This is a genomic window from Nostoc piscinale CENA21 (assembly GCF_001298445.1).
GTDB classification, from domain to species: domain Bacteria; phylum Cyanobacteriota; class Cyanobacteriia; order Cyanobacteriales; family Nostocaceae; genus Nostoc_B; species Nostoc_B piscinale_A.
In genome coordinates, this window is the sequence record NZ_CP012036.1 from 439,804 (window position 1) to 454,482 (window position 14,679).

General features: G+C 41.3%; 11 protein-coding genes and 3 pseudogenes. 8 read left to right on the forward strand and 6 right to left on the reverse strand.

Annotated elements, in window-relative coordinates:
• Positions 1-97 precede the first annotated feature (97 nt).
• Both ACX27_RS01940 and ACX27_RS01945 read left to right on the forward strand, forming a co-directional pair.
• Positions 98-3,415: a DUF4912 domain-containing protein gene (locus ACX27_RS01940; protein ID WP_062287693.1), complete on the forward strand. Its 3,318-nt coding sequence runs from the start codon at positions 98-100 to the stop codon at positions 3,413-3,415.
• A 153-nt stretch (positions 3,416-3,568) separates the two neighbouring features.
• Positions 3,569-4,024 (forward strand): annotated as a pseudogene (locus ACX27_RS01945) (sodium:proton antiporter); the annotation flags it as partial.
• Here ACX27_RS01945 and ACX27_RS01950 read toward each other — a convergent pair.
• A pseudogene (locus ACX27_RS01950) lies at positions 4,015-4,915 on the reverse strand (ABC transporter ATP-binding protein). The pseudogenes ACX27_RS01945 and ACX27_RS01950 sit on opposite strands and share 10 nt — an antisense overlap.
• 220 nt (positions 4,916-5,135) lie before the next feature.
• Between ACX27_RS01950 and ACX27_RS01955 the strand changes: the two are divergent.
• Both ACX27_RS01955 and ACX27_RS01960 read left to right on the forward strand, forming a co-directional pair.
• Positions 5,136-5,474: a carbon dioxide-concentrating mechanism protein CcmK gene (locus tag ACX27_RS01955; protein ID WP_062298077.1), complete on the forward strand. Its 339-nt coding sequence runs from the start codon at positions 5,136-5,138 to the stop codon at positions 5,472-5,474.
• Positions 5,475-5,625: 151 nt separating this feature from the next.
• Positions 5,626-6,346 (forward strand): annotated as a pseudogene (locus tag ACX27_RS01960) (IS1 family transposase).
• A 58-nt stretch (positions 6,347-6,404) separates the two neighbouring features.
• Here the strand turns inward: ACX27_RS01960 and ACX27_RS01965 are convergent.
• Positions 6,405-7,385 (reverse strand): phosphatase PAP2 family protein, encoded by a 981-nt coding sequence (locus ACX27_RS01965; protein WP_062287700.1) that lies wholly within the window; start codon positions 7,383-7,385, stop codon positions 6,405-6,407.
• 185 nt (positions 7,386-7,570) lie between these two features.
• Between ACX27_RS01965 and ACX27_RS01970 the strand changes: the two genes are divergently transcribed.
• Positions 7,571-8,080: a hypothetical protein gene (locus tag ACX27_RS01970; protein ID WP_062287703.1), complete on the forward strand. Its 510-nt coding sequence runs from the start codon at positions 7,571-7,573 to the stop codon at positions 8,078-8,080.
• 53 nt (positions 8,081-8,133) lie between these two features.
• On the forward strand, positions 8,134-9,021 hold the full coding sequence (locus ACX27_RS01975; protein WP_062287707.1) for a hypothetical protein: 888 nt from the start codon (positions 8,134-8,136) through the stop codon (positions 9,019-9,021).
• Between the two features lie 155 nt (positions 9,022-9,176).
• Here the strand turns inward: ACX27_RS01975 and ACX27_RS01980 are convergent, their stop codons facing one another.
• The 4 genes from ACX27_RS01980 to ACX27_RS01995 form a co-directional block, all read right to left on the reverse strand.
• Positions 9,177-9,932: a hypothetical protein gene (locus ACX27_RS01980; protein WP_062287710.1), complete on the reverse strand. Its 756-nt coding sequence runs from the start codon at positions 9,930-9,932 to the stop codon at positions 9,177-9,179.
• Positions 9,933-10,127: 195 nt separating this feature from the next.
• Positions 10,128-11,381, reverse strand: a complete 1,254-nt coding sequence (locus ACX27_RS01985; protein WP_062287714.1) for a DUF3086 domain-containing protein — start codon at positions 11,379-11,381, stop codon at positions 10,128-10,130.
• Between the two features lie 118 nt (positions 11,382-11,499).
• Entirely contained in the window at positions 11,500-11,916 is a 417-nt protein-coding gene (locus ACX27_RS01990; protein WP_062287717.1) for a DUF3119 family protein, read from the reverse strand.
• A gap of 91 nt (positions 11,917-12,007) precedes the next feature.
• Entirely contained in the window at positions 12,008-12,805 is a 798-nt protein-coding gene (locus ACX27_RS01995; protein WP_062287719.1) for an MlaE family lipid ABC transporter permease subunit, read from the reverse strand.
• Positions 12,806-13,196: 391 nt separating this feature from the next.
• Between ACX27_RS01995 and ACX27_RS02000 the strand changes: the two genes are divergently transcribed.
• Positions 13,197-13,493 (forward strand): hypothetical protein, encoded by a 297-nt coding sequence (locus tag ACX27_RS02000; RefSeq protein WP_062287723.1) that lies wholly within the window; start codon positions 13,197-13,199, stop codon positions 13,491-13,493.
• A gap of 351 nt (positions 13,494-13,844) precedes the next feature.
• The gene (gene sppA / locus ACX27_RS02005; RefSeq protein WP_062287726.1) at positions 13,845-14,666 is read left to right on the forward strand and encodes a signal peptide peptidase SppA; all 822 of its coding nucleotides are present in this window, start codon (positions 13,845-13,847) and stop codon (positions 14,664-14,666) included.
• The last annotated feature ends 13 nt before the right edge of the window (positions 14,667-14,679 follow it).

The following is a 14,679-nucleotide window of genomic DNA, read 5'->3' on the forward strand; positions in this document are numbered from 1 at the left end:
TGACACCAGATGTATAATTAGCGCGTCTCCTCTTGGATTAAAAAATTACATTGAGGACTGGCCGTTTGCTGTTTTCTGTACCTGGGATTAGGAGCTTATGGGGCAACAACAAAAACAAGATAGTGCGATCGTCAACCTGGTATTATCGTTAGCTTTAGCTACATCTCCGATGGCAGCAACTTGGCTTGTGTCGGCACCAGTGTTGGCACAATCTGCCACTGACACTCCCTCATTTTCGCTGCCAAAAACAGTGGAGGATGGATCTACAGTGCGTGTTGATGGCTCTGGTACCTTGGCGCTGGTGAATCAAAACATGAAGGCAAGTTTTGAGAAACAGTTTGCTGGTACAAGGGTAGAAGTTGCCAACAACGGTACAGAAGCGGCGATTAAAGCTGTACTTGATGGACAAGCTGATATTGCGGCGATTGGGCGTGGTTTAACTCCTGAAGAAAAAGCCCAAGGTTTAGAGCAAGTGCGGTTACACCGCGAAAAAATTGCCATCATTGTCGGTGAAGAAAATCCCTTTAAAGGCAGTTTGACCGATAGACAATTTGCCAGAATTTTCCGTGGTAAAAGTATTACTGATTGGTCACAGTTGGGCGGGCGAGCAGGCAAAATAAGAGTTATTGATCGTCCAGATAGTAGTGATACACGTCAAGCACTCAACAATTACCCAGTCTTTAAAGCGGCAAAATTCGCTACAAGCGAGACGGCTACTAAATTAACGGAAGATAACACCGCCGAAATTGCCAAACAACTGGGTAAAGATGGTATTAGTTACGCCAGAGTGAATCAAATCAGTCAGTTACCTGGGGTGCGGGTACTGCAATTACATCAAGCTTTACCTAATGATCCGAAATATCCTTTTTCTCAACCTTTAGTTTACGTTTATAAAAAGAATCCTAGCCCTGCTGTCGCAGGTTTTCTCGGCTTTGCTTTAGCAAAACCAGGAAAACAAGCAATAGAAACAGCAAGAACAGAAGAAGCAGAAGCGATCGCTAAAGGTGAATCTCCTACCTTGCTGTTGGCTGTCAATCCCCAATCTACACCAGTCACCACACCCCAAGCTAGTACTGTTCCATTTACCACGCCAGCAGCGATCGCCACTACAGCCCCCACAGCAGCAGCAACAACAGGGGAACCGCAACCATTAGCTTCCACCGCCCCAGCTGCTATAGGCGAACAACCACCACAGCCTGCTAACGCCCCAGCCGCTACAGGTGAACAGCAAACTCCTGCACCCGCCGCAAATAATCCCATCACTCAAGGACAAATACCACTATGGTGGTTAGTTCTACCCATAGCGGTAATTGCCGGCTTGTTGTTGTGGATGATTAGAACCAGTCCATCAAGTCCCCCAGAAGCAGAAGACACACCACCCCCAACACCTCAACCACCTGCACCAGATATAGCCGCAGCCAATGAGCCAACAGCAATTAGCGAACCTCCAGAAGTTCCCCCCACTAATTGGGCTAACGGTAATGGGTTTCACAATGGTGCGAAAGTCTTAGAAGGTACGATCGCAGCTTCCACCACAGATGCGGCTTTAGCTGTTGGTACAGGGACGGCGCTCGGTTCTATTATTGTCGGCAAAGACTCCAACCATCATCACAGCTCAGACAATAATGACGATCTCAGCATCTCACCTTGGGATATGGAAGCACCAGCCGCAGTTGTGAATACTGCCTATCCGCCGATTTTAGATAGGTCGAAAACCACAGTCAATTCCGAATCATCAACCATATCTGAAGAGCCAGAGGCCACAGTCGAAACGACTCCAGAGCCATTAGAAGTCAGTCCGACGGAAACAGAAATCAATGCAAGCATCGACTTGCCCGAAATATCTGACAACTCGACAGATGAAGATGATTGGGGTTTTGACCTCACAGAAAATCTGCCAACAACAGACTCACAGCTAGACCCAGAAATCGAGAAATTGAATTTCGTAGCAGATGCAGCAGAACCTGAGCCAGAAGAAACAGAGGAGTTAATTGTGACTAATTCAGAAAGTTTACCAGGTGCAGGGATAGGAGATTGGTCGGGGATAAATCCACCAGCCGCAACCGAGCAAACATCAACTATTACCACCACGGAAATTTTAGCGATCGCCGATCCCTACAGTAAAGTGGTTCTCATCCCCAAAACCCATGATTTAGCAGAGGTGACTTGGGAAATTTCCCCCACCGCCCTACAGATGCTGCAAAATGCTGGACAATCACAATTTATTTTGCGACTGTATGATGTCACCAATATTGATATGAGTTATCAACAGCCCCACTTGGTGCAGCAATATGAATGTGATATCCAGACCTCTGGCGGCTCCGTGGCAATTCCCCAAACTGATCGCGATTATATTGCAGCCATTGGCTATGGCAATGTAGATGATCGCTGGGTAACACTGGCTCATTCTGATATTGCCCGTGTCTTTGGCAGTCCCCATATAACTAATAAAGCCGCTAATGTGGTGTTAGTTGATGAAACCAGCAGCGTAACTCTCACAGCGCGCACACACCAATTAGCTGATGTTTCTTGGCACATTTCTGACACTAGCAAACAAATGTTGCAAAATGGCGGCATTTTCCAATTAGCTGTGCGGCTGTATGATGTCACCAATATTGATATGAGCTATCAACAGCCACAATTAGTACAGCAATCGGAATTTGACTTCGCCACATCCGATAGCTCTTTGGGAATACCCACACCCGATCATGATTACATTGCAGAAATTGGCTATTCTATCGTGGGCGATCGCTGGGTGAGTATTGCACGTTCTCCAATTGTGCGCGTCTTCAGCCCTCTTTATAGCGAAGATGCACATCCCGCAATTAAAGAGCAGTCCTCCCACTCACCCATCGACAACAGTAGTATTAGCCTGACTCCACGCACTCCTAAATGGGCTTATGCGGCTTGGGAACTGTCAGAAATCCGCAAACAAATGCTGCAAGATGCTGGTATTTTGCAATTAGCACTGCGACTTTATGATGCCACTGACATTGATATGAGTTATCAGCAGCCGCAATTAATTCAGCAGTATGAATGCGAAGAAATCACCCATGACCGCTATGTGGCAATTCCCACCAGCGATCGCGATTATCTAATTGAACTTGGCTATGCTACAGAAACCGAAGGTTGGGTAACAATTGCTCGTTCGTCTGCGGTTCGCATCTTCAGCCGTCCCCAACGCGATTTCTGGTTTGTTGCCGATGCCGAGTTAATTATTCACGGTGCAACAGAACCAAATGCAACTGTGAATATTGCCGGGAATCCCATCGCCCTCAAACCCGATGGCACATTTCACCTGCGCGTTCCCTTCTCGGAGAACTTGATTGACTACATCATGACGGCGGTGGCTGCTGATGGCGAAAAATCCAAGACAATTCACAAAAAGTTCTCCCAAGAACTACCAGAAGCATAGTTGTTGATTCTAGAGAGTAAGGAACAGTCAATGATATCTGTTCCTTATTCCGAGAAATACACCTCAGAATAGGCAGGATTTACCATTCATGATTAATTAATTCTAATTTCGGAATTTTGAATTATTGAATACGTAATTTTCATCTGGAGATAGATACCGCAAAGAGAAGAAATTATTGCCACAGTATTTGGCGTAGTGTTATTTACGTTATTAGTACAGGGTTTAACTACCCAACCATTATTAGAAAAATTACAACTTTTAGGTTCGCAACCGTTACGCCAACAATATATGGAAGCAATTGCGCGTCAAGTTGCTCTCCAGCGATCGCTAGAATATTTAGAGACAGCACAAAAGCGTCCTGGTATTAGCCTAGAGTTTTATCATTATCAAAAAACATTACTCACAGGAGAGATTAATTTTTTACAAGAAAAAATTGATAAATTGTTGGATGAATATCCAAATTTGCAAGAGTTTACCACTGAAGAACTGCGAGGAGAACTGTTAGCTGTGGAAGCAGAAACCTACGCTGAGTTTGTGCGTGCAGGAAAGTTAAATAAAGAACTGTCACCTTTTTTGCAAACAAATCATGATAGTGAGCATCAAGAATAAGGGTTTCGAGTAACTTCCAAATAAATATGTTCTAAACGTACAGGCTGACGAGCGATCGCCTCAATATTTATCCCTGCAAATCGGTCAAGAATTTCTTTTAATTCCAGGGGTTCTGGTAGCCAAAAAGCTAACTCATTACCATAATATTTAGGTGTAAAATTATATTCCTGGGCGCGGGCGATCGCTTGTTCTTTTTCAGTAGTTTGTAAAACTAAAATTTCGGCGGCTGGAATTAATTTACGTAACTCGCTTAAACTGCCCTCAGCCAAAATTTGCCCATCTTTGAGAATGCCAATTTGATGACAAAGCCGCTCGGCTTCATCTAATAAATGCGTCGTTAATAAAATGGTAATTCCCTGATTACTCAATTGCCGAATTAACTCCCAAATTTCGTACCTTGATTCAATATCTAACCCAGTAGTTGGCTCATCTAAAATTAAAAATTTTGGTTGATGAACCAAAGCAACTGCAATATTCAACCGTCGCTGCATCCCACCACTGAGAGTTTCGACAGGACTTTTGGCTCTATCCAATAAATTTACCGCCGCGAGAGTCATTTGTATTTGTTCCGTGCGAGTTCTTTTATCTAATCCATAAATATCGGCAAAAAACTTTAAATTTTCTTCGCAAGTCAGAGTTTTATAAAGTAAATTCTCTTGCGGTGCAACGCCAATGATTTTTTTTTGTCGCCTCTGAAACTGGCTGATGATTAATTGTAATATCACCACTATCAGCTTTCAGTAAATTACAAATAATATTAATTGTGGTTGTCTTACCAGCGCCATTCGCACCGAGTAAACCATAAATTTCTCCTGCTGCGATATGCAGATTTAAATTTTGAATAACTTTTCTTTGAGAATAAGATTTATTTAGGTTTCTAATGGTCAGCATATTTTAAATTTTCGATTATGTAGTTAATATATTTGTCCGATGTCTGATCAAACATTATGTTTTCATTAACAGGGAACAGGGGAATATCACGCAACGCCGTTTTCCTTCCTAGCTTATTTCTTTTCTGTTGCCTGTTGCCCGTTCTCTGTTCCCTCTCCCGCAGGGAGTTGATTTACAATTTGGAACAACAGCAGAACGAATTCAGGTAGAGAAAATCAGTATGACACTTGCACTAGGGATGATTGAAGTTTATGGAGTTCCCGCCGCCGTAGAAGCGGCAGATGCTATGTGTAAAGCTGCCTGTATTACTTTTGTTGGTTACGAAAATACTGATTTGGGTAGAATAACTGTACTGATTCGGGGAGAAATTGGCGAAGTTAACGTTGCGGTTATCTCAGGATTAGCAGCAATAGCACAAGTCAATGGTGGCGAGGTACTTTCTTTTCATATTATTCCTCGTCCTCATGAAAATCTAGAATATGTTTTACCCATTCATCTTTCAGCAAATATAGAAAATTTCAATGCAGATATTCGCTTTCCTCCACCCTTGTCAGCGTAAATGTGCTAATAATTACAACCAATTACTTTTCAAACAACCTCCAAAAAAAATAAAATATATTAAGATTATTTAAGTAAGACAATTACTCACTTAGCGACAAAACAGAAAAAACGGCGTTGCATAATGAGAATATGAATTAGGGTGAATCTTCATGGAATGTCCGCGTTGTAATTCCTCTCATATCCGTAAGAACGGTAGACAAAGAGGTAAACAAAACTACATTTGTGCAGATTGTGGTCGTCAATTTATTGAATATCACAATCAAAAGGGTTATGGTGACGAAATTAAACGAGAATGCTTAGAAATGTATGTTAATGGTTCTGGTTTCCGTGCCATAGAAAGAGTAAAAAAAAGTACATCATACAACAGTAATTTATTGGGTGAAACAAATGGGTGGTCAGTTACCAGAACATCCCGAAACAGCTGAAATACCTGAAATAACTGAAAATTGATGAATTAGAAACTTTTGTCGGGTCAAAAAAAACAAAATTTGGGTATGGAGTGTAGTCAACCACAAGACTTCGGGGATTTTAGGATGGGTTTTAGGAGATAGAAGTTCAGAAACTTTTCAACAGTTGTGGCAGAGGATTAAAGCGTGGAACTCATATTTTTATGTAACGGATGGCTATCCGGTTTATCCATGTTTTATTAATCAAGAAGACCATCTTGTGTGTAAAACTTATATGACACGAGTAGAAGGTGAAAATAGCAGATTAAGACATTATTTAGCCCGATTACATAGAAAGACTTTTTGTTATTCTAAGTCAGTAGAAATGCTGGAACTCTCTATTAGATTGTTAGTTTATTATCTCCAGCATCGTTGTATTCCAATGCGGGAGCAAAGCCCCCGCGAGGATATAGCGATCGCATAATTCATATTGTGATTCAGCAACGCCAAGTTTTGTTGAGTAAATCGGTTGAAGTTCCTACTCAGCACTCAGCAGTAGCTTTTTGAGTTAACAAATACTCATAAACAACACACACAGTCAACCAAACTAAACCGGCGGCGTAACCAGCAATCACATCACTAGGCCAATGTACTCCCAAATATAGCCGACTAAAACCAATAGCCAAGATTAAAATTACCGTCAAAGTGAAAATCTGCGATCGCCATTGGGGAAATTCTTGGGATAAAGAATAGCCGATGCAACCATAAACCACTATTGACACCATTGCATGGCCACTGGGAAAACTGTAATGATTCACATTAATAATGTAATCCCACAATGCCGGACGCGTCCTGACAAACAATTCTTTCAGCAGAAAATTTAAACTAATTCCACCAACTGCTGCCATCCCAAAGGTAGTAGCTTGGAGGTAACGGCGGCGATGAAGCAGAATTGCTTCCCATGTTAAACAAGTCAACAATAGCAATGGTGGCTCACCAAAGGAAGTGATACCCACCATAATTTGGTCTAATAAAGGCGTGTGTAGTTTTTGAATCGCTAATAAAATCCGGGTATCTAAGCCATTGCTGTTTAAGATTGCTGTCCCCAAGGATAAAGCCGAAAAAGCTGCGGCTACGGGAATTATTTGACTCGGCAATTGATTGATGGCCGCATTTGACAGCCCAAATGGAGTAATACTTTTACTAGGAATAAGTTCTGGTGCGGTGCTGGGGGGTAATTGTTTATCACTTCTTTTGTAGTCTAAAACAATATTTTGTAGCATCCAGGCGATCGCATTGGGACTAAAATCTGGCTGAAACAGTACCAAAACATTGCCTGTTAAATGGTTCGCACTGGCTTGCAAAATGCCGTTTTTCTGGAATAATCGTAATTCTAAATATTTTTTTAGAGCTAGAGAATTATGCAGCCCCTTGACTTTGTATCTAGCTCTACCTTTGATAGAAGTATGTAAGGCTCGAATTAAAGAATGTTCCCCAAGAAGACTGCCAAAATCAGTGTTCATGTTTCTGCTTCACAAATTTTTGTAATAGTTACCAAAGTCAAGAGAACTGAAAATCCCTTGCTCACATAGTATCAAGCGTTTTCCACTCTTCACTCCTTATCACAATAGTTATCAAAAAATAAATTTTGTGGGCAAATTTTGACAAGTGCGTTGATAATTGCGTCAAAGTATCAGCAGGAGGAAACATGAGTTTCTATCGTAGTCGGAAAATTGTCGCAGCGTTGTTAATTTCAGTATTATTACTAACAACAGCTTGTAGTCCAAAAACCCCCGGACGGTTTGACCAAGCGCAACAAGAAAGTACTAAACAAAAAAGTGGTCAAGCAGTTGCTAAGACTGCTACCCAAGGAAGTGAATTTAACAAATTCTTCCCCAAATCGGGTGGTGGTTACGAAAGTGCTTTTGCTCAAGAGAAAAAAGGCTTTGCAGAAGCCAAGCTGAAAAAAGGCGGGAAAGAAGTAGCCCTGCTGTCAATTTCGGATACTAGCAGCACCCCAGAAGCAGCCGCCAAATTCTCTAAAAGTACCAAAAAGATTGCAGGATATCCGGCTGTAGAACAAGGAAAAACCGCAACGGCAGTTTTAGTAGGTAAATATCAAGTCAAGGTTCTATCCAAAGCTACAACATTTACAGCCAGCGATCGCGCCGATTGGATTAGTAAATTCAATCTTAATGGTTTAGCCAAACTTAAATAATCGGTACTCAAAATCTTTAGACATAGCAATTGCAGCCAGGAGAGGAGATTTTTGTGAACAAACCTATTTTTGAATTAGTTGATCAACTACCTACTGGTGGTTTAACTGTATCTGTGTTGAAGGCTTTAGATTTTGTGGCACCTGGTGAGTGGCAAAATACTGTTGGTTTTGTTAACACCATCAAAACTGTGACTGGTGAAGATGATGAAAGTTTAATTCAACAAATTGGCGAACGGGCGATTTATTTGTACAATGATCGCTCTCAAGGCTATCAACGGGCTATGTGGCTTTATCAAACAGTTGATGCTACTGATAAAGCCCTCGGTGCAGCAGCTTTAGCCAACAAAGTCGGTGAAACAATTCCGCTATTGGGTTTTCTCAACTCTGTGACTCCCAAACCAGATAAAGCACAAACCATCGATTTGTCCTTAAAAGTAGTAGCTGAATTGGTAGCTTTCTGTCAAATTAATGGTATTCCTGGAGACAGCATTGGTGATTTTGTTGGTGCTTTAGGAGATTATAGTGGTGAATCACTCATCCGCTTGGCAGCATTAGTTTGTATTGATGGTGTGATACCTCTAGGCCCAGATTTCATCGATAAAGCACTATCTTTTATCAGTACCCTTAATCCCCAGGATTTATCACAAAACCAAACTTTTAACACTATTCAAGATGCAATTCCTGGTAACGGTACTAGCGGTAAACTCGACTTTATTGGTCAAAGTCTTGATTCTGTTAAAGGTTGGATGAATGGGTTTGTTGCCCAAAATAATTTAACTCAGCAAAATGTTGTCAGTCACTTGAAAAGTTTTGTCGAATTCAGCGACGACAAGTTAGATTATTTGGCAGCTTTCTTAGATTTATCTACCAATTATTATGAGCATACAGGCACACAAACTTTAGCACGTCGTTTAATTGAACGCGCCGTTGCTGAAATTTAGCTAAGGCGAATATTTAGTCATTAGTCATGGGTATCTACAAATGACTAATGACTAATTAGTAAAACAAGGCAAAAGTCAAAAGGAAAAAGAAAGAATAGTGATAACACAAGCTTTTTAGCAATTTCTTATGGTCTGTTTATTTACGCCGAACTGTACTATAGATTTAAATTTTCAACGATCGCACTCAAATAAGGCTGAAAAATTACTAAATTTTCCAGCTTTTCAAACTTACCTGTCACCGCACCGGGGTCAAAAGCTGTACTAATTATATAAAGCGAATTTCCATCAAAGGCGGCATAACTAATATATTGCTCTTGTAAACCACCTTCAGCTTTAATTCCTGTAAAGCCATAGCGGATTCCGGGTAAATTACTAATTGATATCTCTTCTAATGGGTGAGTTGCAAAAATCAATTTATTGCCGTTACTTTTCTGACGGTCTTTACTCAAAGAATCATAATAATCTCCCGCCCAAGCTTTCAAAGCGGCGATAGCTTTGCTGCGATTAGCAGAATTTTTATAATCTAATTTCGAGTCTAGAGGAATACCTGCATCGGCAAGATGCTTTTGCAAGTTGGGATTTTTACTCACTTGAGCAACACTAATCTCAACTGTACCTAAAACTTCACCTTGAGCAGATACACACAACAAAGGGGCATTTCCCTGACAAGGAATCACTTGCCAGCCACTAGGCACGACAATATTATTACCTAAGACTTTTTGCCACAGATTTCCTGCTGTGGGCGGAGAAGTTTCTCCCACAGCAATTTGAGTAGCTGTTTTAGATGCAGGTGCGGCTTGGTTCTTGGTTTCTACTTTAGTTCCAGCAAAGTAGGGAAGCACAAATTTTGCCCCCACTGGCATTAACAAGAGTAAGACTACAGCTATAAACAGATGATAAACACGCAACATTTTGGGAAAATTCAGGGGCAGAAATTACTGAATCAGGCTACAGACTACAACATTTATCGGACTTACGCACCAATATGATCTGTGGAGATTGGGTGTAAGAGTTTTGAACACTACACCCTTACAAATAAGTCAAAAGTTAAAAGTTAAAAGTAAAAAACTCTTTTACTTTTGAATCTTTACTTTGGACTTTTCCTATTAAAAATCATCATCATAATTTCTCATAGTTTTAGGGTCAGGAGCAAAGGCTAACCACAAAGGAAATTGTAGTATGCCTAAACTGATTTGTTCTTCGGAATCGTCAATGATAATTAAAGGTAATTGATTTGCTTTCACCAAACGGTCGGCTTTTTGGGCTAAAGCATCTGGCGCTTCAAATAATACAACTCCTCGGTCAGGGCCAAAATCTGGGCGACCGATACCCAAACAGTCTTGTAAACCCCGCCGCCATTCACCCAAGCGTTCTGGTGTGTTGGCTAAAACCAAAGTCCGGACGCGATCGCCATACAATTTATGTAATATCGAAATAATCGCCGAAGCAATCAAAGTATTCTGCAACCGGCTACCCATCGTCCGCAAAGCACCCCGTCCCCCTTGGCCAAAAAACCAATTCGAGACACGTTCTGCATGAACTGGTTCAAAGGTGCGGCGTAATTGCCAAGCCGGGCCATAATAATCTGGTTTGTTGCGATATTGGTCAATCAAGCGGCGGACTTGCTTGGCTGTATCTTGAAATTGCTGTTGGGCAAATTGGGGTGTAATTGCTTCTGGTTCTGCGGGTTTAGCTTCTTTAACAGTTGGCTTTTCGCGTTCTCTAACTTCTGGTACCAGTTGTAACTGCTCGGCGGCGGTGGCTAAGTCTTGTAAGCTACCAGTCAGATAATCTTTAAAACCTTGCACACGAATAGCCAAATCTTGCGATGCACCTGCAAAAGTCGTTCGCATTTCGTTGCGGATGCGTTCTTGACGGCGTTCTAACTGTTCTACAGAAATTTGTAGGGCTTGTTTGCGTTGTTCTAATTGTGCTAATGATTCCTGCACAATACGCCCCAATGAAGTTTGCGTTTCACTTAATTGTGTTTGCAGCGTATTGTAGGTTACTTGCAAACTCGCAATTTCGGCTTTGAGTGCAGCTTCAGTTTCTTGCAACTGAGCTAATCTTTGCGCTGCATCTGCGTGTAAGGAATTATTCGTTGATTCTGATTCAGCGTTCAATCCTAATGCAGTTGTCTGTGTTGTTAAAGGAAATTCTGGGTCTGGTTCATCTGTCAAACTAGCCAATTCTATACTTGTGTTGCTGGGTTCTGTGTCAACTACGGAAGCAGTTGCTTCTGGTTCCAGAACTGAGTCTCCAGATGAATTTTCTGGGTTTTCTGTTGTCGGGTTTTCTGGTTGTATTTGCTCCAACCACTCATCTATTGGTTCTGGAGTTTGAGATGACTCAGGATTCATAAACAATAATCTAATTCCTAGACGCGAATAAATTTTTTTGGTTATTTGTCAATAGTCATTGGTAATTAGTCATTTGTGTATTATCCAAAACTGTTAACCATTGACTATTGACTCAGACTTATATACGGGGACAGCGTTCTTCCAAACAGGTTTTTAAAGTGTTGGGGTCGAACAAAATTGGTAAAAAGTGAATACTGTTAATTTCTTTAAAATAAAACAGAACTGGAAAGCTATTCCAGAATATCCGCCAGTTTTGCCATTCTCGGTAGGGAAAACGCCGAATTAACTTCTCACCTCTGTAAATATCTAAGTCGGTGGCAGTAAATTGCAAGCGTAATGTTACAGTTTGAAACAAAAGAAACAAGCCAAAAACTGCGATCGCTCCTCCCACCAAAGGTTGCACAATTACAATGGGAATCGCTGCCAGCACCAACACAACAGGGATATTGTAACTAGGTTTGAGTTCCACTGTGGCTGTAGAATTAGGCGCAAATGAACTGGTCACTGTTTCAAATCCTGTTTTGGTAGTAGACATCTTTTTTATTTTAGGATTAGGGGCTAAGGACTAGAGATGAAAAAATAATTTTTACAGTACTTTATTTTGCCTGCCACCTCTAACCCCTGTTTTAAAACCCTTTAACAAAAGCACTACCCGCACCTTGAAACATCAACCACGACAAAAAGAAGTTGCTAATAAATATCAGCAGCAAAGCCGTGACTACAGCGGTTGTGGTTGATTGTCCTACGCCTTTAGCGCCCCCTGTGGTTGTCATACCCCAACTGCACCCAACAACCGCGATTAATAAGCCGAAACATACAGCTTTCACCAAGGCACTACATATATCCCAAGTGTCTATTAGGTTGCGAGCAGAGTCTAGAAATACTGTATCAGCCAGTCCGTATATATGAGTAGCAATGATCAAGCCACCAAACATCCCGGTGATTAAAGACAACAATGTTAAAACTGGCAGCATTAAGCAGCAAGCAATCATTCGCGGAATCACTAAATAATCGATGGGGTCTGTTTTTAATATCAGCAGTGCATCAATTTGTTCTGTTACCCGCATAGTGCCGATTTCTGCGGCAAAGGCAGAACCCACCCGTCCGGCTAAAACTACTGCTGTGAGTACTGGTGAAAGTTCTCTGGTTAAAGCTACTGCTAATACACCACCCACAAGATTACCCGCACCAAAGTTAATAAACTCTCGCGCTACCTGAATAGTAAACACAGCACCCACAAAGATTGCGGTTAACAAAGCAATAAATAAAGAGTCTGGCCCTACGGCTGCCATTTGCTCTAAAGTGTTACGCCAATGAATCTTGCCACGCAGCAGGTGAACTATTACTTGTCCACTCAGAAAGACCGCTGCCAACAATCGCTGTCCCCACGCTGCTAAACTGGAATTAGATGTAATCTGGCTCAATTTTCTGTAGCTAACTCGGTAATTGCCTTAAGAATAGCGAAAGTTTATAGTCAATAGTCAATAGTCATTTGTTAATACTCCCCACTCTCTCTTCTTGCCTCGGCTCACGTTAACTTACTTTAAAGTTACTCTCATAAAATAAAGCTTTGCCTACACATATTTACAATGTGTGGTATTTAGTAGAGATAAGCTCAAACACTGAATTAGTAAAGGTTTTATCGCTGCTCAAGTTGATTTTTTTGCGAAGCAGCTCATTTTGTTACTGTCTGTTTTTTTAATGAAAACTTAAGATTTTTGACAGATTGGCCTCCAAGGGGCGATCGCACGTATTGTAGAAGATGAAAGATAGTTATTAGGCTGTTGTGCGTTGTCTTGCTGGAGGTTGTCTTTCATGACTTTTTTGTTGAACTTTCTGCGTTCCCTAGTCGTTACGGTTATTTTTAGCTTTGTTGCACCAATATTTTTAGTCGGTGGTATTTTGTTACTTTTAGCTGTGATTGGTTATTTGCCAGGATTGCAAACAATCACAGAAGCTAGTGCCGCAGGGATATTAAATTTTCTAGCGATTTTTGGTAATGGTACACCCCTACGCGGGCTAGTGATCATCGGTTTAACCTGGAGTTTTGTCGGCGCATTATTCGATTCTTATGCGTATTATCGTTGTCAAATTCTCCGCATAGACTCTTAAGTAAATTGCGTAAATCGTCAGGTTTGAATCGGCTAGTAAAAAGTTGAAAAATCAAATAAATTAAGCATTGTAGATTTAAAATCCAATCCTATTTAGAATAGGAATTATAAATTTAACTTGTAAAATTAATCACTTAATTATTAATCATCACAGTCTGAGTTAGGCAGAACTTAGCAACTGCGATCGCACAATAGCTCACAAAGAAGTGCTGAGTTAAATATAGAGTATATTTACTCAGCACTCAGCACTATATTTGCGTCTGCTATAAAATGCTTGAATAGCGGAATGCCCATTTATTTTAAGCTCTGGGCATTTTATAGTGAGATTATATACGAGGTTTTTTGACTGCTCATGGTTTGGCCGTTTAAATCCAAGTTTCGTAAACAAATTGCGCGGATTGAAATTACAGGTGCGATCGCAAGTGCTACTCGCAAACGTGTATTAGAAGCCCTCAAGACCGTAGAAGAAAAGAAATTTCCGGCTTTGCTTTTACGCATCGATAGCCCTGGGGGAACAGTAGGCGACTCCCAAGAAATTTACAGCGCCCTGAAGCGACTGCGCGAAAAAACCAAAATTGTTGCTAGTTTTGGTAATATTTCTGCCTCCGGTGGAGTTTACATCGGTATGGGAGCCGAACACATTATGGCTAACCCCGGAACCATCACCGGTAGCATTGGTGTAATTCTGCGTGGTAATAACTTAGAACGCTTGCTCGACAAAATCGGTGTTTCTTTCAAAGTCATTAAGTCAGGGCCTTACAAAGACATTTTGTCGTTTGATCGGGAATTAACAGAACCAGAACAACACATTCTGCAAGAATTGATTGACACCAGCTACCAGCAGTTTGTCCAAACTGTCGCCGAGGGTCGTTCTTTAGCCGTAGAGACTGTGAGAAGTTTTGCCGATGGCCGGATTTTTACCGGGCAGCAAGCTTTAGAATTGGGAATTGTAGACCGCCTAGGAACAGAAGAAGATGCGCGTCGGTGGACAGCAGAACTAGTCGGTCTTGACCCCGAAAAAACCCCATGCTTTACCCTTGAAGAACCCAAACCTTTGTTAAGTCGGATTCTACCAGGGAGTCGTCAGGTTTCATCAAGATTGAGTGCTGGTGCTGACTGGCTAGAATTTGAAATGTCTACTAGTGGTCTGCCATTGTGGTTATATAGACCATAAATGTTATTGGTTA

Excerpts from the sequence above, each read along its gene's own strand:
- ACX27_RS01940 (WP_062287693.1), top strand. The coding sequence starts at position 98 with ATGGGGCAACAACAAAAACAAGATAGTGCGATCGTCAACCTGGTATTA.
- ACX27_RS01955 (WP_062298077.1), top strand. The coding sequence starts at position 5,136 with ATGACACTTGCACTAGGGATGATTGAAGTTTATGGAGTTCCCGCCGCC.
- ACX27_RS01965 (WP_062287700.1), bottom strand. The coding sequence starts at position 7,385 with ATGAACACTGATTTTGGCAGTCTTCTTGGGGAACATTCTTTAATTCGA.
- ACX27_RS01970 (WP_062287703.1), top strand. The coding sequence starts at position 7,571 with ATGAGTTTCTATCGTAGTCGGAAAATTGTCGCAGCGTTGTTAATTTCA.
- ACX27_RS01980 (WP_062287710.1), bottom strand. The coding sequence starts at position 9,932 with ATGTTGCGTGTTTATCATCTGTTTATAGCTGTAGTCTTACTCTTGTTA.
- ACX27_RS01985 (WP_062287714.1), bottom strand. The coding sequence starts at position 11,381 with ATGAATCCTGAGTCATCTCAAACTCCAGAACCAATAGATGAGTGGTTG.
- ACX27_RS01990 (WP_062287717.1), bottom strand. The coding sequence starts at position 11,916 with ATGTCTACTACCAAAACAGGATTTGAAACAGTGACCAGTTCATTTGCG.
- ACX27_RS02000 (WP_062287723.1), top strand. The coding sequence starts at position 13,197 with ATGACTTTTTTGTTGAACTTTCTGCGTTCCCTAGTCGTTACGGTTATT.
- sppA (WP_062287726.1), top strand. The coding sequence starts at position 13,845 with ATGGTTTGGCCGTTTAAATCCAAGTTTCGTAAACAAATTGCGCGGATT.